This window comes from Bradyrhizobium sp. 192 (genome assembly GCF_023100965.1).
Taxonomy (GTDB): Bacteria; Pseudomonadota; Alphaproteobacteria; order Rhizobiales; family Xanthobacteraceae; genus Bradyrhizobium; species Bradyrhizobium symbiodeficiens.
The window spans coordinates 1,772,715-1,795,046 of sequence record NZ_CP064690.1; the positions used below are offsets into that span (position 1 = coordinate 1,772,715).

At 60.9% G+C, this 22,332-nt stretch carries 13 protein-coding genes and 7 pseudogenes; 8 read left to right on the top strand and 12 right to left on the bottom strand.

Going from position 1 to position 22,332, the window contains the following annotated elements; translation table 11 throughout:
* Window positions 1-18: 18 nt before the first annotated feature.
* The 3 genes and pseudogenes from IVB24_RS08155 to IVB24_RS08165 all read right to left on the bottom strand — a co-directional run bounded on the left by IVB24_RS08155 (window position 19) and on the right by IVB24_RS08165 (window position 3,945).
* Window positions 19-1,392: an IS30 family transposase gene (locus IVB24_RS08155; protein WP_247446682.1), complete on the bottom strand. Its 1,374-nt coding sequence runs from the start codon at window positions 1,390-1,392 to the stop codon at window positions 19-21.
* Between the two features lie 46 nt (window positions 1,393-1,438).
* Window positions 1,439-2,319, bottom strand: a pseudogene (locus IVB24_RS08160) (IS3 family transposase); the annotation flags it as partial.
* 375 nt (window positions 2,320-2,694) lie between these two features.
* Window positions 2,695-3,945: a hypothetical protein gene (locus IVB24_RS08165; RefSeq protein WP_247342308.1), complete on the bottom strand. Its 1,251-nt coding sequence runs from the start codon at window positions 3,943-3,945 to the stop codon at window positions 2,695-2,697.
* Between the two features lie 820 nt (window positions 3,946-4,765).
* Here IVB24_RS08165 and IVB24_RS08170 point away from each other — a divergent pair.
* Window positions 4,766-4,912 (top strand): hypothetical protein, encoded by a 147-nt coding sequence (locus tag IVB24_RS08170; RefSeq protein WP_247342312.1) that lies wholly within the window; start codon window positions 4,766-4,768, stop codon window positions 4,910-4,912.
* 2,094 nt (window positions 4,913-7,006) lie between these two features.
* On the opposite strand, the gene IVB24_RS08175 is transcribed toward IVB24_RS08170, so the two are convergent.
* The 5 genes from IVB24_RS08175 to IVB24_RS08195 form a co-directional block, all read right to left on the bottom strand.
* Window positions 7,007-8,203, bottom strand: a complete 1,197-nt coding sequence (locus IVB24_RS08175; protein WP_247342315.1) for an MFS transporter — start codon at window positions 8,201-8,203, stop codon at window positions 7,007-7,009.
* A 47-nt stretch (window positions 8,204-8,250) separates the two neighbouring features.
* Entirely contained in the window at window positions 8,251-9,192 is a 942-nt protein-coding gene (locus IVB24_RS08180; protein ID WP_247772619.1) for a sulfotransferase, read from the bottom strand.
* 29 nt (window positions 9,193-9,221) lie between these two features.
* On the bottom strand, window positions 9,222-9,905 hold the full coding sequence (locus IVB24_RS08185) for an aminotransferase class III-fold pyridoxal phosphate-dependent enzyme (protein ID WP_247342320.1): 684 nt from the start codon (window positions 9,903-9,905) through the stop codon (window positions 9,222-9,224).
* 644 nt (window positions 9,906-10,549) lie between these two features.
* Window positions 10,550-11,818 carry a GMC oxidoreductase gene (locus IVB24_RS08190; RefSeq protein WP_247342324.1) on the bottom strand — a complete coding sequence of 423 codons (1,269 nt, stop codon included), beginning with the start codon at window positions 11,816-11,818 and terminating at the stop codon, window positions 10,550-10,552.
* Between the two features lie 276 nt (window positions 11,819-12,094).
* Window positions 12,095-12,727, bottom strand: a complete 633-nt coding sequence (locus tag IVB24_RS08195; RefSeq protein WP_247342327.1) for an outer membrane beta-barrel protein — start codon at window positions 12,725-12,727, stop codon at window positions 12,095-12,097.
* 654 nt (window positions 12,728-13,381) lie between these two features.
* Between IVB24_RS08195 and IVB24_RS08205 the strand changes: the two genes are divergently transcribed.
* Entirely contained in the window at window positions 13,382-13,723 is a 342-nt protein-coding gene (locus IVB24_RS08205; protein ID WP_247342333.1) for a hypothetical protein, read from the top strand.
* A 4-nt stretch (window positions 13,724-13,727) separates the two neighbouring features.
* Here IVB24_RS08205 and IVB24_RS08210 read toward each other — a convergent pair.
* The 4 genes and pseudogenes from IVB24_RS08210 to IVB24_RS08225 all read right to left on the bottom strand — a co-directional run.
* A pseudogene (locus IVB24_RS08210) lies at window positions 13,728-13,886 on the bottom strand (IS21 family transposase); the annotation flags it as partial.
* A gap of 493 nt (window positions 13,887-14,379) precedes the next feature.
* A complete protein-coding gene (locus IVB24_RS08215; RefSeq protein ID WP_247772620.1) occupies window positions 14,380-14,685 on the bottom strand; it encodes a hypothetical protein in 306 nt (101 codons plus the stop codon).
* A gap of 110 nt (window positions 14,686-14,795) precedes the next feature.
* Window positions 14,796-15,895, bottom strand: a pseudogene (locus IVB24_RS08220) (ATP-binding protein).
* A pseudogene (locus IVB24_RS08225) lies at window positions 15,895-16,134 on the bottom strand (IS21 family transposase); the annotation flags it as partial. The pseudogenes IVB24_RS08225 and IVB24_RS08220, both read right to left, overlap by 1 nt.
* A 254-nt stretch (window positions 16,135-16,388) precedes the next feature.
* Between IVB24_RS08225 and IVB24_RS08230 the strand changes: the two are divergent.
* The 6 genes and pseudogenes from IVB24_RS08230 to IVB24_RS08255 all read left to right on the top strand — a co-directional run.
* Window positions 16,389-16,567: pseudogene (locus IVB24_RS08230) on the top strand (ISL3 family transposase); the annotation flags it as partial.
* A gap of 101 nt (window positions 16,568-16,668) precedes the next feature.
* Window positions 16,669-17,931, top strand: a complete 1,263-nt coding sequence (locus IVB24_RS08235) for an ISL3 family transposase (RefSeq protein ID WP_247772621.1) — start codon at window positions 16,669-16,671, stop codon at window positions 17,929-17,931.
* A 316-nt stretch (window positions 17,932-18,247) separates the two neighbouring features.
* A pseudogene (locus IVB24_RS08240) lies at window positions 18,248-18,710 on the top strand (DUF2840 domain-containing protein).
* Window positions 18,707-19,221, top strand: a pseudogene (locus IVB24_RS08245) (S26 family signal peptidase). Before IVB24_RS08240 ends, IVB24_RS08245 begins: the two co-directional pseudogenes overlap by 4 nt.
* A gap of 348 nt (window positions 19,222-19,569) precedes the next feature.
* Window positions 19,570-19,920 carry a lytic transglycosylase domain-containing protein gene (locus IVB24_RS39965; protein ID WP_247403332.1) on the top strand — a complete coding sequence of 117 codons (351 nt, stop codon included), beginning with the start codon at window positions 19,570-19,572 and terminating at the stop codon, window positions 19,918-19,920.
* Window positions 19,921-20,310: 390 nt separating this feature from the next.
* Window positions 20,311-21,402, top strand: coding sequence for an IS110 family transposase (locus tag IVB24_RS08255; protein ID WP_247339239.1), 1,092 nt, complete (start codon window positions 20,311-20,313; stop codon window positions 21,400-21,402).
* Window positions 21,403-22,332 lie beyond the last annotated feature (930 nt).

The following is a 22,332-nucleotide window of genomic DNA, read 5'->3' on the forward strand; positions in this document are numbered from 1 at the left end:
AACACCAGTTACTTTCACTCATAACAGAAGATCGTCAAGCGCCTCCGCCGGCGTTTTCCAACCTAGTGTTTTCCGCGGTCGGGCATTGAGGGCCGCTGCCACAGCGGATATCTCCTCGGCGCTGTGGATGCTCAGGTCCGTGCCTTTCGGGAAGTACTGCCGCAGCAACCCGTTGGTGTTCTCGTTAGTGCCGCGCTGCCATGGGCTTTGCGGGTCGCAGAAGTAGACCTGGATACCCGCATCGATCTTGAGACGATCGTGCTGAGCCATTTCGGCTCCCTGATCCCAGGTTAGCGAACGGCGCAGCTCTTCGGGCAAAGTGATGATGGTGCGCGTGATCGCGTCGCGCACGGCTTCGGCCCCATGTCCCGCAAGGGCTGGTCCGTTTTTCACGCGCGGAGCTTCGCCATGCCCCGCCAACCGTGGAAGGTGCAAGAGCATCGTAAAGCGCGTCGTGCGCTCGACTAGCGTGCCGATTGCTGAGCTGCCAACACCGAGGATGAGGTCTCCCTCCCAATGTCCCGGCACTGCTCGATCGGCAGCTTCAGCAGGGCGCTCGCTGATCATGATCTCCGGCGAGACAAAGCCCTTGCCTCGCCTGCGTACGCGCGCTCTGGGCATCCGTAACACACGCCCTGTTCGCAAGCAGGCCGTCAGCTCGCGGCGTAGCGCGCCACGGCCCTGAACGAAGAGGGCTTGATAGATAGCTTCGTGGCTGATGCGCATCGTCTTGTCGTCCGGGAAGTCGATCGGCAAGCGTCGGGCAATCTGCTCAGGGCTCCAGGCTTTGGCCCATCGCCGATCCTTGCGCGGGCCATGCCGCCGCCCCTTCCACGGAACGGCGGGACCAGGAACGGGAGCGCCGGTCGGGGCTACGACGCCGCCAGCAAGTCTTTCCTCCACATAAGTGCGCAAGGTTGCATTGAGCGCAAGCTTGGTCGGCTTAGGCCGGCGGGCGGATCGATCCGCATGCCATTGGGCAGTTATTGCCCGATACCCCAACCCGCCGCCGCGAGTGGCCGCGTTGCGCCGCAGTTCACGGGAGACTGTGGAAGCAGCCCGCCCCAGGCGACGTCCAATCTCCTGTATGGAATGGCCCTGCACCTTGAGAAGTGCGATCTCCTCGCGCTCATTCAACGAGAGATACCGCCCGGAGAGAGCCTTTGCCGAAGATCTGAACATCGCTGGTGGCATGCCGCCCGCCTTTCGGAATAATCTGCTTCCGACAGGTTGTGACAATCCGGCTTCGAGTGCAGCATCTTCGCTGCTTAACCCAGCGGCAATCGCCCGCCAAAATTTATTCTGTTCATCGCGCCCCGCAACAGAGGGCCGTCCTGGCGACGGCAATGGGGCTCGTCCTGACCGCGCCGATCTGCGCCTTACAACGTTCATCGCAACCTCCAAACTCCTGGTGTTGCGACGACCGTTTGAATCCGCCTTGGCTGCCGCGATCGGAATGATGCAACAGCGCGTCCGGCTTGCCTCGTCGCCAGATCGCCATCACCAGGGCATCGGTGACGAGCTGTGCCGTCATTGCTGTACTCATTGACCAGCCGACCACCCGCCGCGAGAACAGATCAACGACTGCGGCCACATAGAGCCAACCCTCCGCCGTCCAAACATAGGTGAAGTCAGCGATCCATTTGCGATTGGGAGCGGGCGCTTCGAAGGAGCGGTCGAGCACGTTGGGAGCGAGGGCGGCGATCTGCCGCTCACCCAGATCGGGCGGCAGTCGACGCCGTCGTGGGCGTGCTTTAAGGGCCTGCAGCCGCATCAACCGTTCGATCCGGTGCAGCCCGCAAGATATCCCTTCGGCCAGCAGGTCGTGCCACACCCGCCTGGCGCCATAGGTCCGGTCGCTGGCCAGGAAGCTGGCTCGAACCTTCGCGCCAAGCTCTTCTTCGGTCCGGCTGCGTTCACTGCGCGGCCGTGTCAGCCAGGCATAGAAGCCACCCCGCGAGACACCGAGCGCCTCGCACAACCATTCCGCCGGCCAGATCCTTCGGTGCTTCGCAACGAAACCGAACTTCACGTCGATTCCTTCGCGAAGTAGGCCGCGGCTTTTTTTAGGATGTCCCGTTCGGCTTTAAGCTTGATGACCTCGCGCTTCAGCTGCGCGATCTCCAGTTGCTCCGGCTTCATCTGACCGTGGCCAGGGAATGCATGTTGCGGATCGTCCGCAAGCTGCTTCACCCAACTGCGCAACTGTGTCGGATGAATACCAAGGTCTTTGGACGCCTGCGCATACGACACGCCGCGCTGCTTGATCAGCCGCACGGCCTCAAGCTTGAACTCCCGCGTAAACTGCCTTCTCTCCATGACGCACCTCCTGCTCCATAAAACACCTAACTTGGTGTCTTCGGAACCGGGTGCAGCTCAAACAGTGCGCGATCCATTCGTCTCCCCCCCCGTCTAAATGCAATTAGACAACGACGAGAAGTGTAGCACCGCGCGGCCATTTGTTAACGAATTTCGCTCGGAAAGGCGGCTTCACTCTCCGGTTGTCCCATACGTTACGCGTTGGGAACTGTTTGACTTTCTCAGTTCGAGGAACATGAGGTCTCTTGTTGTCCCATCGCGGCCCATTGCTACACCAGCGCTCGTGTCCGCGCCTGACTTCTAAGCAGACGTTCCCCAACGAAGCGGGCCGCACCTGGGGCTTCCTATGGATAACCTTGGTGCGGCCCTTGGCTGTTAGGCGGCCTTCACGAGGAAGCTCTTGGCTCCCCTCCCTTTTCCTTCCGAACCATACGTGACCCCCAGCTGCTTGAGCTTCAAGGTGGTGGGGTGGTTCTCGTCACGTAAGGCCTTCTGGAGGTCTTTCCGCTGGTAAGGCTTGAGGCCAAACTCGCGGCCGATGAGGCTCATGGAGGTCCTTCCGGGGCTTCGGTTTGACATGAAGATCACCAGTCGTTCGGCGGGCAGAACACGGCGGTCCATACGTATCTTGGGGCCATCGAGTTCAAAGTCCCAATCTCGCACTGAGACGTGGGGCAGCTCTTGACGGATGTACTCGAGGATTTCCGGGCCCCGCGCGCCGCTCGGTAGCACGATGAATACGTCCGTGGGAGCGCACCGGCCTTGCTCGTCAATGACCTTGCGAAGCCGTACCCGTCCCATCGCCTGTATGATCGATGTCGCGAGATGTCTGCGCTGCAGCAGCTCACGGACGTTGGTGTGTTCCTTCCAGCACGGGTTCTCGTGCCAGTCGTCATCCTGGACGCCTTTGAACGCAAAGAAGACATTGGTGCCCCAGATGCGATCCCTGAACGGTAGCCCGAAGATGACCGCCGTTTCAAAGTCCTTGTAATCGTTGCTGCCATCGATTGCGCCCCAATGCGCTGAAGCCACTTCGGTTACCCCAAGGTCCGCCTGGGTGGGCACCAGATGCTCAACGTGCTTGTGGACGCAGAAAAGGACTTTGCGGTCTTCCGATAGCCGTTCAGCAAGATTTGCCTGTAACTGTGGAAATCGCTTTGTTGCCAGCTCCTCCATTTTCGTCTTGCCGATGCTTGCGGTGCGGGCGACGTGAAGAGTTACGTTGCTGTAGTCACGAACACCGGGAGGCGTCGGAATGATGTCGGCACGGTCTTCCATGAGCTGGTACATCAGATCGACACCGGCCGTTGCGTCGAGGACCACTGGCCCCGGAAGCTCCAGCGGGACCGCGAGGGCCGCAGAATTTAGCGAGTGCTGGTTGCCCGTGAGCGTCATCAAGGCATACTGATCTAACAGCGCTTCAGCGGCACCGAGTACCTTGTCGTACCGCATAGCGAGACGTTGACGCTCCTTCTCGTCGTCCCTGCCGATTTGCTTGTCATACCTGAGCTGACGCATAGCGCCTTTCAGCGCGGTTAGGTCCGCCGATACCGGAGCCTCACCCTCTACCCATGCCAGCGAAGTGCCGACCTCGAACCCATCATTGAGGCCCGCATGAACCAGCATACTCTCCCGCAGGGTCTCTAAGACTTCCACCTCTTTCGTGTGAGCTAGGGCGCATCAGACGGCGCCTTTCTCATGTAAGGCCGGTACTTCGGCTCCTGAGTTGTTGAAATCATTGAGGTCGCGGCTGAAAACCAATATTTCTTCAATGATTTGGCATCATGGCCAAAGGGGCAGGATTGGCAGATGCGCTTACGCCAATATACTCAGCGGCCTGCATGCGTGACGGTCCGCGCGGCGGCAATGATGTAGGCAGATCGCTTTGACGTTGAGGTCGGAGACTAGCTTCGTTCATTACTTCAGTCCCGAATACAAAATTGCAAAACCTGTTCGGTCTATTGCGGACGATTTAGTTTTGGTTCTACGGCCAAGCCGATCTCACTTCGGCTGCGTACCATCATTAAAGAGTTCCGCTAGAGACCAGAGAGTGAGCATTCCAAATGACCTCATTTGTACAAAGTCTATTTGCGGATCGGGTGAATCCATCGGCTCGTCATCGATGGTCCGATAGTAATGGATCGTCTCCGCCAAATCGGGCTCGAACGAACCCTCAGGTGTGCGTTCGAGTCTTAATCGTTGCAGTCGATCTAGGGGCGTAGAGATCAACTTTGATATTGATGTGATAGGGATATTCGCCGCGCTGAGGGATGATCCCGTTGCTATTTGGCAGCAGCGCGCCTTTCGACAAATGGTCGATTATCCACGAAAGAGCTTCCAACAATGAGTGTCCATCAGAAAGGCCGCACAACGCCTATTGTCAGCCAGCTGCCAAATGTTGCCCTTCAACAGATCTACGGCATGCAGGTTCGCATAGGATTCGTAGTTGGCGATGCTCATTGCCGGTCCGGATATCGGCGTGGCGGCGACGGCAATGAGAAGAGCGGCTGCATCACTTGGTGACGCAGTTGCCGATCAGCCGCGATCTGAGATCTTCCGCTGCCCGTTGATATTCCCGAAGATAATCGCGTAACGACGGGTTGATGAACGAAACGGTGGTCGAGCTGATAGCGAGAATCCGCTTTCCATTATCTTCAATGCCTCTTCAAAGTCCTTCGGGCCCGCCCCAATCCTGAACTGCCCGCACATTGCTGCGTGGGTCGCGTCGAAAACCAGTCTGAGGTCGGAGATCCGAGACCCTAATTCGCTGCAGAAGAAAAGGCCGATCAAAAGGTGCCGGCATTTGTCTGGGATATTTTTGAACGGCTTTTCCCAAAGGTCGTTTGGGGATCGAGGCTGGAAATGCAGAAGTCGGGATATCCCGCTACGCTGACGGCCTCGGTGTTCAGGGTGTCAGTAATGGCGCGAATGGTTCTTGGATTGTAGTTCTTGTGATCAATGATTGAAGCTAGCGTTTCGTGATCGATAAGCGCCCCGAGATACTCTTCACCGAGATCCGATGTCGCGAGGTGATTGTAGAGGATGTGCGCCTTGATGCGCCTTGTGTACTTGCCGAACCGAGATGGTCCGCAGCCTCTTTTCGATCCGGCTCGTCCACACCATTCAGGTCGACCGCCCCGTACCCGGTCGCCGTTCCAGGCGCCGCTGCCGAATCCTTGGTATGGGACGACCTGGGGCCGCCCGGCGCCCGGACGGGTCAGCCGTCGCGATGAGACCCACCGCCGAATTCGCCGAACGCGGCGCCGCCCCGCACAGGTCAGCGTCCGGGCGAGAATCGACGAGAGGAGGGAAGCACGCCTGCCCCCCAGACGCCTCCAAATCGCCTGAGGTTGATGGCCTGCCGGGCCGATCCGGTGGTACACAGCGGCGGTCACAAAACTCGACCCGTTTTTTTGCATCCTTGTTTTTAGGCGGTTTTAGTGTATTCGCGGGATCGGGGGAGGGAGTCCCACTCTCTCCGCCACCGATTTTCAGTGGCGAAAAAATCCTTCAAAGTCAGAGGTTTCGTGAACCGATGGCTTTTTGCGGTGGAGCACTACGGTGTAGCACTCTCCACCATGATTTTATGACATTCTCGACTCGAAAGTCCGGGCGACAGAGGCGATCGGCGCTGAATCCTCGCGCAGCCGCTGGATCGACGCTCGCGTCGTTTGGAGAGCGCAAGGAGCGTACCGTGAGGGCCGACGGCGAGGGGGTTTCAGGTGCTCGACGGCAAAGAGGGCGCGCCCTCACGGGTCAATTTCACTCCGTTCCCACCAGAGAGGGCTTGTCCGCCTCGCGAGTCATTGCTTCCCGTGCACGTCGTCCGCGGCTGCGCGCAACCTGCTGGGCCCGAGAAAGCCGTCCTGCCCGACGCGCGCCTCGCTCCGGGATAGCCGCTCTCCGATTGATGGAACGGTATTGCGTTTCGTCACGAAAATCCAAGAGCAGTTCTGCGCCGCAGGCAGCACTGAGCCGCTTTCTTGCAACCTTGAGACTGGCATGAGATGCCTATCGCGCAGCGGTCGACAAGCGAAATGTCCTTGCGCAGGAACAGCCAGCGCAACCTGATGATCAGCGAGACCAAATGGCGCTCAAAAGACACTCCACTTTGCTCCGGGAAAATACATTTCGCCCCAATCAGCCCGTTGTAGTGAAAGAACTAAAGAGCTCTTGTTGAAACAAGAGCCCTGATCGGGTGGTCGAACCGGCGGCAGCTTATGATTCGCTTCCGTGAATTAAGTCGCCGCCTGCGCGATAGAGTTTCCGATTCTCACTAGGCAATTCGCTTGGACCTGGCCCACATACTTGCAAGTCTCGGTGGCCAACATGAAGAAGGATCTACACGAGGCCTCCACAGCCGGGAATTGGTGCGAAAAACTCTAGCCAAAATCGTCACACTCGGCTGCCGCCCCTGATCGATGAGCTGTCCCTGGTTAAGGGTGACGGTCGCATCGCCGCGCGCATGAAAAGCCTCGCCAGGGTCGATCTCCTCATCCTTGATGGTGTGAACGGCCTCACCTCAACGGCATCATAGTGCCAAGGCGTGGCCGCCAGAGCGCCACAAAGAAGGAAGACCGTCCGCGACGAAGTTTACGTTGATCCGCCACAACGTCAGGCCGCCGTAGCTCGCGATCGCCGAGCTCGGGGATCTTCATACACAGCCCTGTCTGCCAATCCGTAGCGATCAGAGATGCAAGCTGTGCTTATGACGTAGGGGCGATCGCCAGATCCACAGCACGGAGGCCGCGCCCAGCACGCTGCTGGCCAATAGCGTAGTGCGCAGGCCAGGCCCGGCGCCGACCACACCGCCAAGCAGTGCACCTAGTGGTGCAAGCCCCCACACTACGCTTCGGATGCTCGCGTTGACACGACCCTGCACCCGGTCCGGAGCTAGCGCGTATCGAACGAGGACCTGGTGTACGTTGTAGATCTCCTGACCGAACCACAGCACGAACTGCGAAAGCGCCACGCACACGATTGCCGCCCATCGCGGCTGCGTGAGAAGCGCTGTCAGAGTCATGCCTGCGGCGCTGAGCGCCAGGGCGACCATCAACACAGGCCCAAGGCCTATCGTGCGGCCGGCCCACGATGCGGTGAGCGCACCCACCACACCACCGAGGGCGCCGATGCTGAGTACTACCCCTGTCGTCCAGCCGTCCAAAGCTAGATGCTTCGTCAAATAGAGCAGAAAGACAGCGGAGTAAGCGTTGTAGCAGAAGATGAAGCTGCCGGTGGCCAACGTGACAGCACGCAGAATTGGGTTGCCAAACACCGTCGTCAGTCCTTCCGTGATCTGACCGAGTACCGAACCTGATCCAGCGGGCGGTGGCTCAGCCGCCCGCATTGGCACCAGTAGCAGCAACGCGGTCGCGAGCACGAAAGAGGCCGAGTCGGCGAGAATTGCGAACGGCGCGGAGAACGCGCTGACTAGCCAGCCTGCGAGGAATGGACCGACTGCCACAACGCCAGATCTGCTGAGCTGCCAGGAACTCTGCGCCCTGACGAGTCGAGCCCGATCCACGACCGTCGGCACACATGCCAAATAGGCCAAGTCGGCGATAACTGCGGCCGTCCCGACAAGCGTGGTCGCCATATATAGCAGGAACATTCCGAGTTGCCCAAGGCTGGCGAGAATCGGAATCGTTGCGAGCGTTACCGCCATCACCAAATTAGCGGTCAGCAGGATGCATCGGTGTGGGAGGCGGTCCACGAGCACCCCGGCGAACAGGCCGATCATCAGGTTCGGCGCCCGGCCGCAGGCAAGCAGTAGCCCGGTCTGTGCCGGGCCGGCCTCCAGCAGAGTGATTGCTGTCAGCGGTAGCGCCAGCACGGTCACTTCGGAACCCAATTCCGACACCGTACGCCCGGCGAGCAGTGCCAAATAGCTGCGTGGCAATCCACGAGCTGTTGTGGAGATCTCAGCGGGATTCACGCGTCGATGACCAGGCTCGAGGCCGACAAATAGCCCAATCGGGCCAATTCACTGCCGGCGATGCCCTCGAACTCCGCGATCTGCGCGGGCGTCAAATCCTGCGTGTGGCGACCAAGGCGACCGGCGTGCAAAGGCTTGCCCGTGGACTCGGCCGCCGGGTGGCCGTAGGGCCGTTCGAACAATGCGTGCTCACATTCGGCGTGTCGCAGCACGGCCCCGTCCCAGGGCAAGTGCAAGTGATTCAGAACTCGTATAAGGCTGGAGCGGGGACTCGTCACCAGATCTTCATAGCGAACCTCAAGATAGCGCTCTGGCGGCGCGAGGCGATGCGGCTGAAATACAATCTCGCGCCAGCCGTGCGCGGCTTCAGCTACGGTCCGGTAACCCCACTCCGGTACGGTTCTCAAATGCGAGGCCGCTAGGTCGCGACCATCGCGTACGATGTGCACGAAATGCGCATCTGGCCACAGACCAGCGAAGACGTCGATTTGGGCGATCTTGCGTTGCAGCTTCAGGCCCCATCGCTTGGCTCCGGTTTGCGCTCTGCGGAACTCACCAATCTCGTTGATCAGACTGCATCTGTCGGTGAACGAAACGATGTCGCTCGCTAACTCCTTCATCACGTTCGTGACGAGTCTACGCACGTCGTCGAAGTTCAAGCCGAACCGCAGGCATTGCACTACGAAGTGCGCGCCGTCATACCAGAACGGGTCGATTGCGCTTTTGACAATGCCGGCGACCCGTGGGTCATTAGCAGCGAGCAAGTCGGTCGCGTCCAGGACATGCGGGCCGAGGTTCGGCGGTTCTAGGAAATCGATCTCCGGCCCAACGACCAGATCGCGATGCGAATCCAGCACGACGCTCAGCAAGGTCGTGCCGGACCGGTTATCGCCCCCGAGCAGAACCGGCGAGGTGGAGAACGCGGCGGCCTCGAGCATGGCGGTGTCCCCTATTCGACTTCTCGTGTTCATGGATGGCTCGGCTCGGTGAACCAACGCCGGACCGAATCCGCGGTTGCGAGGAAGTGATCACCGGCAAACCGCACCGCCGCGGCCATCAGGTCCGTATCGCGGCCAGTACTCTCTAGTCGAACCAGAGCCGCCGGCAACGCCTGCCCGGCGGCTTCAATCGCGGCCTGCACGTCTGCATCGGACAGCGCGGCAGACGGCATGAAACGGCCACCGTACTGCATAAGGAAGCCGCGCGACCACATCTCCTGGAAGAACGCGAAACCAAGATCGGCGTTGGCAAACACGACGTCGAACATCGTGGGCCATGCGAACGCGCGAGCCCGCACCTGTTGGCTAGCGAAGACCCCGTTGAGACCGTTGATAATTTGCATGCCAACCTGTCGCATCCGGGCGAGCGCGGCGCCGTTGCGCAGGGCATCCAGGGTGCTCAGCGCTGCCGCAAATGGGGTGATCTCGCGTTGATAGGTGTTGCCCAGGTAGGTCTTCTCGGCGGCGTTGAGCACCTCCGCTCGCCCTGCGATCGCCGAAAGTGCCATGCCGTTGGCCAGTCCCTTGCTAAGTGTGATCAGGTCGGGTGCAAGCCCGACCGCGGTGTGATAGCCGCCGAGGCCGTAGCGGAATCCTGTCATAACCTCGTCCAGGATAAGCAGGGCGCCGCGCCGGTGGACGAGATTTTGCAATTCCCGGTGATATTCGGGTGGGAAGTGACCTCGGCTGTGATGATTACCGCGGCGACGCGCTGCTCACCGGAAAGTTTCTCGAATAGGTCGAGATCGTAGCGGAAGTCGACACTGTCCCGGTCCCGTTCGGGGTAGCCCCATCGCGGGACGGTCCTGCAATTGCCAGTCGTGCCAACCGTGATACCCGCTGGTAAGCACCAGATTCGTACCCATGTGCGCGCGAGCTAGGCGGATTGCGGCGGTCGTAGCGCAGGAGCGGGTGCGGAAAAACAACGAGCGTTGCGCTCGTGGGAATATCTCCGCGAGCCGTTCGGCCAGCTCGATCCGGTGCACGGACAATGGCCCGGGCAGGATGCCGCCGGTGCGGCGCAGCTCTGAGACGACATGATCGACGACCGGTTCATATCCGGCTCCGAGCGGTGCAGCTCCACCACAGGAGGTGAGATCCACGTATCGTCTTCCGTCGACATCCCAGACATGCGCGCCGGAGGCACGGCTCATCACGAGGGGAAAACGCCGATTGAGATCCCATTTCTCTGACGCGGTAACCCGTAAGGCACGGCGCAGTGCCGATTTGTGCGTATCCGTCACCGCCAACGTGGCATGGGGCGTGCTGAGCATAAGAATTCTCCGGTCTCAGCCGATCAGGCCAGTTGCGTGATGATTCTGCGCGCGATCCGCAGCGCATTCGCCTGAATGGTGAAGGTCGGGTTGACCCCTCCGGGATACGGGAAGAACCCGCCGTCCGCGACGTAGAGATTGTCGATGTCGTGCACGCGACCCCAGCGGTCGACCACGGACTCCCTTGGATCATTCCCCGCTCGACAGCCACCATGCAGATGACCGCTACCGAACTGATACATGGACTCCTCGTAAGCGATCTTTTTCACGCCCGCCGCAGCAAGCAGGTCCGACGCGCGCCGGGACAAATAACCTAATCGCCGCTTGTCCAGTGGATGAGTCCGGTATTCGAGAATGATGTTGGACAAGCCTAGCTGATCGTGACTGTTAGCTAGTCGAACCGCGTTGCTGCGCATAGGTTGGTCGGCCGCTAGGAAATGCACTCTCAGCGTGACGTTTCGGCCACGGACCTCCCGCTGTGCCGGACTAGCTTCGTAAATAAGTCCGCCTAGCCCGGAGGGTGCCTCGGCGTCGAGGTAATGATCGGTCATTGCAACGGTTGAGAACGGCCCGCCGGGCGGATGCGAAGGCACGCGGTCGATCGTGACGGTGCCAGACACGTAGCCGCTGACCTTGAAGCAGATGCCGCGCCCGAGCATGCCACTGGCGTTGCCGATGCCGTTAGGCGCCGCTCGCTGCGCTGAGCGTAGCAACAAGGCGGCAGATTGAATCGCATTGCCAGCGAGCACCACGCAGCGGGCGCGGACCCGGGCGCGGTGCCGAGTGAGCACGTCCAGCCATTCCACGGAGTCCGCGCGGCCAAGGCTACCAAGCGCGATATGTACAGCTTTGCTGCCAGGGGCGATCGACAGCGCGCCCGGCGGCAGGGAGACGTCAGTGAACGAGGACCGCGCATCGGCCCGCGCGCCGCTTGGACAGAGGTGTTCGTTACAGGGGCCGCAGCGGTCACAAGCCGCGTGGCCGCGGTACGGGATAGAATTGATTGCCAGCGGGGTGGGAAATGGCAGCCGGCCGAGACGTCCGCCCGCAGTCGCGATCAGTTCGCCCTGCAAGCTATATCTGTGCGGCGGCAGCACGGCGGGATCGCTGGGGGGCTCGAGCGGATCGGCACCAGCTAGTCTAGCTATCCCGATCCGCTGTTCGAGCTCCTCGTAGTAGGGACGTAGTATATCGTAATCGACAGGCCAGACCGGATCGAGCGCGTCCGCGGCGACATGCGCTCTCGCGTCGAAATCGACGGTGCGATAGCGGAATGCGATGCCTGCGTACAATGTCAACCCACCGCCGAGCGCCGAGACTGTCCAGGGTCGACCCAACGGCCTCAATGTACCGGTAGGAGCGCGCGCCAGGGCGGCATCATCGACGCCGTTTCGAACCGTTGCCAGTGAGGCACCGGCGGGAAGCGTCCGGCCTGCTTCGAGGACGAGCACCCGGAATCCTTTTCGGGCGATCTCGTGGGCGACGATTGAGCCACTGGCGCCACTGCCAACTACACATACGTCAACGGACTTGGACGTCATTGTCCCACCTGTCGCAAGAGATAGCTGCTAGAAAGGCTGCTTGTGCTGGGGGATGATCGCAAATGGCGGACCCTGCATGGTCGGGGGTGTCGCCAGACGTGTCCCATCAAAGCTCATGTAATCGTACTCGAATTTCAAGGACCAAGCAGGCGTGAGCGCTTGCTCAATGCCGGCTCCGACGGTCCAACCGAAACGGCCGTAATCGAATTGCGTGACGTGCCGCGGAAAGCCGGCAAAGCTTTCATCCCAGAATTCGTTGTTGTTGGCGATCTCGCCGCGATTGTTTTGCCAGGCCACCCCTGCCTTGACGTAGCCCAGCGTGCGGCCCTGCGGGCCAAACGCGTAGCCGACACGAGCGGTCCCTGAGACAAAGACGTTTGGACCTGCTTTGCAGGTAGCAATCACGACATTGCCTGAGAAGGCAAGGCAGCTGTTCGTGCCATCGGAGACAGCATGGCTCGCGTCTAACTCGGCGCCGAACACCCAGCCATTCGTCTGCCAATTGTAGCCGATCTGTCCTCCGGCCAGAAACACAGGCGTGTTGACGATGTCGCCATAAATTGATGGACCGTAGGGGTCACTGAAGGAAGTGCGGCCATGGCCGCCGCCGCCGTGCACGCCGATATATCCTCCAGTCCAGCTCCACAGAGCCACTTTCATGGCCGGATGGAGATCCGCTGAATGGGCGGCGCCAGATGCGACGAGTGCAAATGCTGCTGCGCCCCAAAAAAGAACTCCAGATCCCATATCACCACTCAACAAACGACGATCTTCAATGCAGCTCGAGGCGTGCGTTGTGTTATCGCTTCTACGCCGCGTGTGGTGTGCAGGATCCGGGCCAGCGCGCGCTATGCACATTCCGGGTTTTTTGGTCGCGATGTCATCTTTCCGACAAGACCCGTTGTGATCGAAACAAGCCGTGCGTCTTTGGTGAAACACAACGCATGCTGTACGCGGCACCGCCGATCGACCGTTCCAGCCAACGCTCTTGCAAAAGGCGGTGATTGCTTCAATCTTCTTGCACCCGCGCGGTGAAATAGCAGTCCAAGAAAGTTCAGCTGAGATACATCAAATCGCAGCTGAATTGCTGGACATATAAACACCGATCGCAAACGCTATCTGGGCCGCGTGATCACAGCAGCAGGCTATGTCAGCTGGGAGGAGTTCATGGCCGACCAGGGGCGACTGGCAGATAACGTCTGCCGCTATGAGGCGGGACACTCTGGCGTTCCGCGCAAGGGGCAGCTCTGTTACAACGAATTGCGATCTGCGGCCGTTGCGGACGGCGCATGAGCATGCGCTACACGGGCCCGAATGCCGATCATCCGGTCTATTGCTGCCGTTCAGATCGGGATCAGCAAGGCAGTGCACTTTGCCAGGAAGTCCGGACCTTTGGCGGTTGACCCGCTGGTTGAGCCGGTGGTCCTCGATGCCCTGGTGCCGGATCAGATTGAGATCGCACTCGCGGCGGCGGGCCAACTGGAGCAGGAGAGCCGTCAGCTCGGGCGCCAGGCGCTTCGGGTGGAGCGCGCCCGCTACGAGGCCGAGCGCGATCGGCGTCAGTATGACGCCGTAGAGCCCGAGAACCGTCTTGTGGCGCGCTCGCTTGAGCGGGTTTGGGAAGAGAAGCTGCGTGTCGTCGAGACGGTCGAGTAGCAGGATCGGTCATCCCCTCCGGAAGCGGCCAACTTGACCCAGCAGAGCGGGCGCGGCTCAGATAGCCGTACACAGCGCCGTTGCTGCCGACGCTCCGTGCGAAGGCCCGCTCCGGTGCGCCTTGAACATCCTTCAACCGAAGGACTTCCTTGATCCGGCGCATCGACAATCTCTCCGGTAGGCATTGGGCTTCCTCGTTAACGACGAGGTCATCCCTAAGCCGTAGAGTTGTCGGCCGAAGCGGCGCAAGCCTCCGAAAACCTTGCTCACGATCCCGCGAAATCGTTGCTCACGATCGTCTGAAACCTCTGCTCACCATCCCCTGAAATCCGCGCTCACGATCCTGCGAAACGCGCACGCATTGGATTTGGCTCGCGCCGATAAAGACCAGATGCTCCTGCGTTCCGAATGGCACTATCAGCGCTTCCAAGAGGAGGCGCTCAGTTGGCCAAGAACCAATCCGGGATGAAGAACGTGGCCGCGCGCATGGAGCACTGCCAGCTGGCTATTTGCCCCCCGGTGACGCCGCTAAAGAAGCCGGCAAAGACCGGTCAGCCGAAAATCTCCAAAAATCGCAAGCTGGCGCTAGGATTTCAGTTGCGGTCTCCCGCTGAGAAAGCGGTGACATACGACACACCCGAGCGCTTACTTGTGACTTATTTCGCCGCCGGCTTCATCATCGCTTCGACTTCTGCGCGAAAAGCCTGGCCCGATGCATCACGCGAGTAGAACATGAGGCCGCTCGGATAGACCGTGAGTTTGACGCGCGGCCCTGAGGCAAAGGCGGGCAACTGATCGAGCAAGAGCTGCGAGCGGAAATAGGGCGTTACGAGGTCGAACAGGCCGTGCCCGACCAGCACCTTCATTTTCGGATCCGTCGCAAGGATCTGGCGCAGCTCAAACAAGGACTGCGGGGGACCGGCGCCAAAATCCCAGGCGCGCGTAACCGCGGCGTTGCTCAACTTCATAAGAGCCATCTGGCCGCCAGTTCAGCTTGCGCGTCAGGAGATCGACGGCTGCACTGGTCAGCGGCGCCCGACGCGTCTCGCCCGAGGGATCGCCAAATCCGGGGCTACCGAAATCCGGATAGGGATCGAAGCCACGCACGGAGGCGTCGTAGAGGCCGGTCACCTCGCCGTTGTTGCGGTCGAGCTCGCGGCTGAATTCGGTGATACCGAAGCGGCCCCCGAGCCTGCGGCACTGTCTGGTCAATGCCGGTTAGCGTGGCGACCTTGTCAGCCAGCCGCGTGGTCGCCTCCTTGTCCACCTTGCCTTTGACGAGGTCGGTCAGGAACTCGCCGCGCGCGTAAGCTTCGACGTCGGCGAGATCGGTCCGCTTCACCGGTCCCTTGGCTCCGCGCACGGTCGCGACATAGCTCGGCAGCGTTGCGACGTATCGAAGAAGGCTCGTGCCAGACTCGCGGTAGTCAAACACGGGTGAGATCATGATCAGACCCTTGACGCGGACGCCCTGCTGCATCTGCAACTGGCGCACCACCTTTGGCCCGCGAATACCGCCATAGCTTTCGCCCGTGACATATTTTGGCGACAACAATCGGTCGTGCTTCTCGAGCCAGCGGCGGATCACCAGAGCGAGCGCGTTGACATCGCCGTCCACGGAAAAGAACTGCTTGCGGACATCCTCGCCGGTCGCCGCGAAGCGGCTATAGCGGGTCCCGACCGGATCGATAAAGACGAGGTCGGTGAAATCGAGCCAAGTCTCCGCATTGGGCTTCACCTCCGGAGAGGTCGATGGTGTGACCTCGTCGGCATTGATCGGCAGCCGCCAAGGACCGGCAGATCGGATGCAGCTTCTGGCGATGGCGATGGCCATATGTGTTTTGCCGGTGCCGGTACCGCCGACCAGAACGGCGTTACGTTGCTGGGCGATGAAGCCGCCGCCGGCGAGATCATTGACCAGGGTCTGTTGATGGGGGTGCCTTCGAACTGGAAGTCCTCAAGGTCCTTGGCAAGCGGCAGCTTGGCGATGGTGAGCTGGTACTTGATCGAGCGGGCCTGCTTCTCGTTGATCTCGGCATTGAGCAGGTCGCCGACAATGCGTTGGGGTTCGTGCTGGCGTTTGATGGCGGTCGCCATGATCTCGTCGAAGGCAGCCTTCACGCCGTAGAGCTTGAGCTCACCCATGAGATCGAACAGTTGAGTACGCTCCATCAGATGGTTCTCCTGAGGTGGTCGTAACGAGCACAGTCGGCGATCGGGTCATGGCGCAATGTCAGCGCAACCGGGGTGAGGATGTTGGCCGGCGGCGCAGGATCACGCTGGCGGGCCAGAACGTTAAGCACGACATCGGCGGAATGAACGCCCTGAGCGATCGCCTCGGCACAGGTCGCCTCGACGGCCGGCAAGCCGTCGGTCAGAACCGCGTTGAGGATGTCGACCATCTGCCGGTTAAGGGCGCGGTGCACGCCGCTATTACGCAACCATGGTCCAATGGCCAAGTGGAAGCGCAGATCACTAAGCTCAAGCTGGTCAAACGGCAGATGTACGGGCGCGCTAAGCTCGACCTCCTTCAGGCAAGGCTGATTGGCGCGCCATAAAAACAATCACGATTATCGAATATGCGTCAGAGCCAATATTGGCTCTGACTCACTTTTGATGAAGTTCAGGCGCCGGCTCGCGTTGGTTTCACAAGGGAATCAACATGATGCAGCGAGCCCTGCGACCGTCGGCCCTGATCCCTCCTGGGTTTGACGTGGAGAGCGCCGTCTGTGATGGCGCCACGACCGTGATCACCGTCCGTCCCAGGAGCGACAAGAGTCTGTGTCCCGGATGCGGAGCCAGTTCCGGGCGAATTCATAGCCGATATCAACGATGTCTTACCGATCTGCCGCTGGCGGGGCGGCCGGTTCGCCTGGTGGTCGTGGCGCGTCGCTTCCGCTGCTTCACCGTTATGTGCAGTCGACGTATTTCCACCGAGCGGTTCGATGACGGGGCTCTGGCGCCGTGGGCGCGGCGAACGGCGCGGCTCGATCTTCTGGTCCATCACCTTGGGCTTGCCGTTGGTGGCCGCCCGGCTGCAAGTTTTGCCCGTCGACTTAACGATACATTTACTTCGGATCGTGCGAAGGCGCGGTTGCCAGCCCTTTGCTGTGCCGAGCGTGATCGGTATCGACGACTGGGCCTGGCGGCGCAATCAGCGGTACGGAACAATCATCTGCGACCCCGAGCGGCGACGACCAATCACTCTCTGCCCGACAGAGAGCCCGCTACGGCACAGGCTTGGCTGGCGGGGCAGCCGCAAATTGCTGTGGTCGCGCGCGATCGCGGCGGTGGTGTACGCCCTTGCTGTAGCCAAGGCGCTCCCGCAGGCCACCCAGGTTGCTGACCGCTGGCATTTGATGGAGAACGCCAGCCACGCCTTCCTCGATGCGGTCGGCAAATCCATGCACCAGGTTCGTGTGGCGGTCGGCGCCGCCACAATTAATCCTGCCTTGCTCACTTCCGCCGAGCGCATCCAGTACGAAGGCTATCTACGGCGTGAGGACACCAACGCGGCAATCTTCAGACAGGCTGAGACGGGTGTCTCCATAAAGGAGATCGTGCGACTTACGGGACATAGCCGGGGCCTCGTTCGCAAAGTTCTGCGAGGTCAGCGAACGGATGTGTTCAGGGTGCGCGAGAGCTCACTCGAGCACCATCTGCCATGGCTCGACGCCCAGTGGGCTTCAGGCCATTATAACGGAGCCGACCTGTGGCGTCGCCTTAAGGTGCTAGGCTTTAGGGGCTCTGAGCGAGTTGTTAGAGAGTGGACGACACGCCGTCGGCGCGCCGAAACGCCCGATGTTCAAAGTATACAGCGCGTGCCGTCTGCCAGAACCATCGCCCGCCTGATGACCAATGGCCGCGATGCGCTATCAAAGTCTGAGACCGTTACCATCGCGGCGATCGAGAAGGGCGTTCCTCTGCTGGTGGAAGCTCGCGAAATCATCATCGCTTTCCACGCCATGATCCGCAAGAAGACTCACGTGGATCTTGATCCATGGCTGGAACGAGCATGCGCAAGTCTCGTCGCATCCTTCGCCAACGGCATCACCAAAGACAAGGCCGCCATCAACGCTGCGATTACAACATCTTGGTCTAACGGGCAGACCGAAGGTCAGATTACCAAGCTCAAGCTCGTCAAGCGTCAGATGTACGGGCGCGCCAAGCTCGATCTTCTTCAGGCGCGCTTGATCGGCGCTACATGATCACCAATGCACCAAAATTGCGTCAGAGCCAAAGTTGCAAGCCGATTGACACCTCCACCGCCGATCGCGGCACGCACCGCGCGTTCCGTTCGCGAATCGTTGTGAGCATTTTCGCAGCAGCACGGCCGGCGAGGGGGCAACGGTCAGTACCCCGGCTAATCAGCAATCCTTCGGATTTCCTCTAACGGACCAAGCCGGAAACCGCTTCGCAAGCGACTGGCAACCGCGGGCCGTCAATCCTCGTCGGCAGAAGCCGCACAGGCTTCACCCCGGACAATGCTTACGGCTCCCCATTCCGGTCTTCGGGAGCGGCGGCATGAGAGATCTCACCGAAGTAGAACTGCTGTGGCTGGAGAAGCGTATCGAAAACCGCATTCGGTTCGGCCGCATCATCGAGGAACGGAAGATTGATCGCCACTGACGTGTGCTGTCATTCGCGCCAGGCAGCATCTTTGCTTTCGTTCGCTGGACGTCCAATGACTTTGGAACGGTCATTTCGCGGATCGACATCCTGCGCGCGGTCAGGCCTGGACAGCGCTGCTCGACCGTCCCCTATGTGACACCCGGTGGAGAGATTCTGCTGCGCCTGTCAGGCTGGCCGAAGGTCGAACGCTTGCTGCAAATGACCGATGCCGTTGAGGCACTCGGCATCGATCCCGCCGACGTAGCTCCTGATCATTGGCATCACGTTCATAACCGTCTGTCCGTCAACGAGAACCCGCGTTCATATAAATGCGCGCCACCAGGCTTGGCTTCACCGTCAGAAGGTGATGCGATGACGGGCCGCCTGATGATATTGACGACCACGTTTGCGGTTGCTGCCGCGCTCGTCTCCACGATCGCCATGCAGCCGCTTCCACTCTACATTTGGAACGCATCGGCAAGCGTTCCAATCGGCCTCTATGGCGTACGATCGGAGAAGCGCTTCCATCTCACCGAGCTGCTCGCCGTTCAGCCGCCTGAGCCGCTTGCGACCTTTCTCGACCTGAATGGCTATCTGCCGGTCGGCGTGCCTATGCTCAAGCGGGTCTTGGCGCTGCCAGGGCAGACCGTCTGCAGAAACGGACTCACGATTTCGGTCGATGGCATTGCGGTGGGTGCGAGGCGCGAGATCGCGATGGACGCGGCCGGCCGCTGCCGAAATGGCAGGGCTGCAGCGTCGTCGGCGACGGCGAACTCTTTCTCATGAACTGGCAGTCGGACGACTCTCTTGATGGCCGATATTTTGAATTACTTCCGGCGTCGGCCGTGATTGGCCGTGCGCTGCCGGTGTGGACCAGGGAGAAGTGAACGTGCGTGTTCCACGTGTTCACCCCGCCATTCCTCCGTTCGATCGATTGCGGGATCATTCCTCCATCCCGATCAGTGTCTGTGAGGCGACCGCGTGCAGCGGCAGTCCAGGGCGGCCGAATACCCGGCGCGGAGCAGCTTTACCGTGGACGGACGCGAGCGCGATGGGCATGCTTGGCCCAGTTGTGCGCGTGTGTTTTGGCTATCGCTTCGATACTGCTCATCTGCGCTGTGCCGTACGGCGCCGCTGTCGCGGAGAGCGCAGCGGCCGCGGTTCGAGCGGTCACTCAAACGAGTAACCGATTTGCAGCTTTCGTCGACGAAGCCTCAGAGCGCTTTTCAGTTCCGGTGAACTGGATTGGTTCAGTCATCAACATCGAAAGTGCTGGTGACGTGCACGCCAGATCGCCTAAAGGCACAATGGGCTTGACGCAAATCATGCCGTCGACATGGGCAGAACTGCGCGAGCGCCATAATCTCGGCAGCGATCCCCACGACCCGCGCGACAACGTTCTGGCAGGCACGGCATATCTGCGTGAACTGCTCGACCGATATGGTGGCCCGGCGTGTTTGCCGCGTACAATGCGGGACCAGCTCGCTACGAAGAGCATATCGCGGGCGGCGCATTGCCAGACGAGACGCAAGCGTATGTGGCCAAGCTTGCAACTCTGCTTGGCATCGAGTTGCCTCCGACGCTGACCACCGGCCGCCAGTTATCGACAGCTGCAACGTTGTTCGTCGCGCCATCCGATCGGATGAAGACACGCGATCGGTCGTCGGCGCTCATTCCTTCAAGCGGCGCCACGACCGCAATCTCGGCGCCCCATGTTTCGCCCCTGGTACCTCGGCCTATTGGCGTGTTCGTCCCTCGATCGATTTCGGGAGCGTCGCACTGACCAGGTGTGCGGGTTCGCAAGCCATGGCGTGCTTCAGCGAGCAATTGGCGGAAGGGGGAGAGCAGTGGGCAAACACGACGGCAGGACTGCCGCCCGTAATCGGTCTGCGCCGGGACGTGCGGGAGGCGATCAAGTGGCCTGCGGGATGAATGACGGGCACAATGCGCATCTACAGCAACGCGGGAGGCGCGCGATGGAATTCTTCTGTGGCTTGGACGTCGGCATGGACGAAACGGCAATCTGCGTGGTGGACGACACCGGCAAGGTGGCGCTGGAGGTGACAGTGGTGACCGATCCGGACACGATCAAGGCGGCGTTGAACCCGTATCTTGGCCGCTTGCGACGGCTCGGCCATGAGGCGGGCTCGCTGTCGCCCTGGCTGCATCCGGAGCTGCTCAAGCTCGGTCTGCCGGTGATCTGCCTGGAGACTCTCCACGTCCGCGCAGCGCTGAAGGCGCAGCGCAACAAGACCGATCGAGCCGACGCGCTCGGCATTGCCCACATCATGCGCACCGGCTGGTTCCGGCGCGCCCATATCAAGAGCGAGCCCTGCTACCGGCTGCGGCTGTTGCTGACGCACCGCCGCAATCTGAAGCGCAAGTTTTTGGATCTCGAGAACGCGATCCGTCACTCGCTGAAAGTGTTCGGCATCCGCCTGAACCGGGTTGGGCGCGGCGGATTTGCGCAAGCCGTACGCGAGGCGGTCGCGGGCGATGCGCTGGTCAGTGAGCTGATCGACGCCATGCTCAATGCGCGCGCCGCGCTGTGGAAGGAGTACTGCCGGCTGCTGCACGATTCGGTGGTCCGCCTGGTCGCCGGCCACGAGTTGTGCCGGCGGTTCATGCAGATTCCCGGTGTCGGCCCGATCGCGGCGCTGAGCTTTATGACCGCGGTCGATGATCCCTGGCGCTTTAAGCGCTCGCGCGACGTGGCGGCGTATTTTGGCCTGACGTCGCGGCGCTGGCAGTCGGGATCCTCGGTCGACGTCAAGGGTCGGATCAGCAAGGCGGGCGACGGCGACGTGCGGCGGGCGCTGTACGAGGCGGCGAGCGCGCTGCTGACGCGCTACAAGAAAAAGGACAGGGTCAAGGCCTGGGGGCTGGCGCTGGCGAAGCGTTCCTCGCACCGCAAGGCGACGGTGGCGGTGGCGCGCAAGCTCGCCGTGATCATGCATGCGACATGGACCGGCGGCACGTTCTACTGCGGCGACCCGGACGCGTCCGCGGCAGATCTGCGCGCCGAGCGGACTGCCAAGCAACGTAAATTGCTCGGGGCTTACGCATGAGCCGCCGATCCACCGACCGACCAACGACGCGGTGATCGCCGCGTCCTGAACATGGAGCTCCGCCGCTGGCGGATGAGGACTGGTGCAGCACAACGACGACGGAGCGCACGTTATCTTGCCTGCGACGGTGCATCTTCGGATGCCGACCGATCGCGCCGGATTGCCTGTGATGTGGCTCCGTCATGCCGATGGAAAGATGCGCCGCGACGGCATATTTTGTGCCGTCGCTGAGCGCGGAAGACTGCACGGCGCATCAGGACTCGTGACCATCGCGGCGCATCATGTCATGGCGTGGATCAGAGAGACTTGTCGTAAACGAGAAAGGGCGCGAGAATGGCTGAGATCAAGCAGACGACCCGACCGATTAAGACGGCAGGATAAAAGCCGCAAGGTGCGGCCGGTCGGTTGTGAGAGAAAGTGTATGGATTTCAATGATCGACTAAACATTGCGGCGACCTGGAGCAAAGTTCAGCTTTCCCCAAGGCGCTGTTCTTACACCGCTTTCGATGCCTTGCGGCGGCCGGAATGACGCGCGAGGATGATCTTCGGATCCGTCCCGGCTGTATCCGCTCCACGCGCGCGCCCCGGACAAAGCCGTTTGTGCCGCAGGTACTCACAGCCGCTCAGAAGGCCGGCGGCCTCTCGCGAGGCAAGGATGGCCATGGCGGAAAGTTTGGACGCGGCCGCGCCGCGAGCATCGCTGCGGCACGGCTTCTCAACGCCAGCGGCCGCGGTGCTATGGTCAAGGCGCGGGTGGTGCGGCGGATGCGTTCGCCGGGCGCGTTGCGCGCCCATATCGGTTACCTGCAGCGCGACGGAGTCACACGAGACGGCGCTCAGGGCAAACTATTCGACGCCGAGGCGGATGATGCGGACGGTTGCGCCTTCGTCACGCGTTGCGAGGGTGACCGCCATCATTTCAGGTTCATT

Coding starts and splice junctions, on each gene's coding strand:
- IVB24_RS08180 (WP_247772619.1), bottom strand. CDS start 9,192: ATGCTCGAGGCCGCCGCGTTCTCCACCTCGCCGGTTCTGCTCGGGGGC.
- IVB24_RS08235 (WP_247772621.1), top strand. CDS start 16,669: ATGACGGGGCTCTGGCGCCGTGGGCGCGGCGAACGGCGCGGCTCGATC.
- IVB24_RS08165 (WP_247342308.1), bottom strand. CDS start 3,945: ATGCTGGTTCATGCGGGCCTCAATGATGGGTTCGAGGTCGGCACTTCG.
- IVB24_RS08205 (WP_247342333.1), top strand. CDS start 13,382: ATGCCGATCATCCGGTCTATTGCTGCCGTTCAGATCGGGATCAGCAAG.
- IVB24_RS08255 (WP_247339239.1), top strand. CDS start 20,311: ATGGAATTCTTCTGTGGCTTGGACGTCGGCATGGACGAAACGGCAATC.
- IVB24_RS08195 (WP_247342327.1), bottom strand. CDS start 12,727: ATGAAAGTGGCTCTGTGGAGCTGGACTGGAGGATATATCGGCGTGCAC.
- IVB24_RS08155 (WP_247446682.1), bottom strand. CDS start 1,392: ATGAACGTTGTAAGGCGCAGATCGGCGCGGTCAGGACGAGCCCCATTG.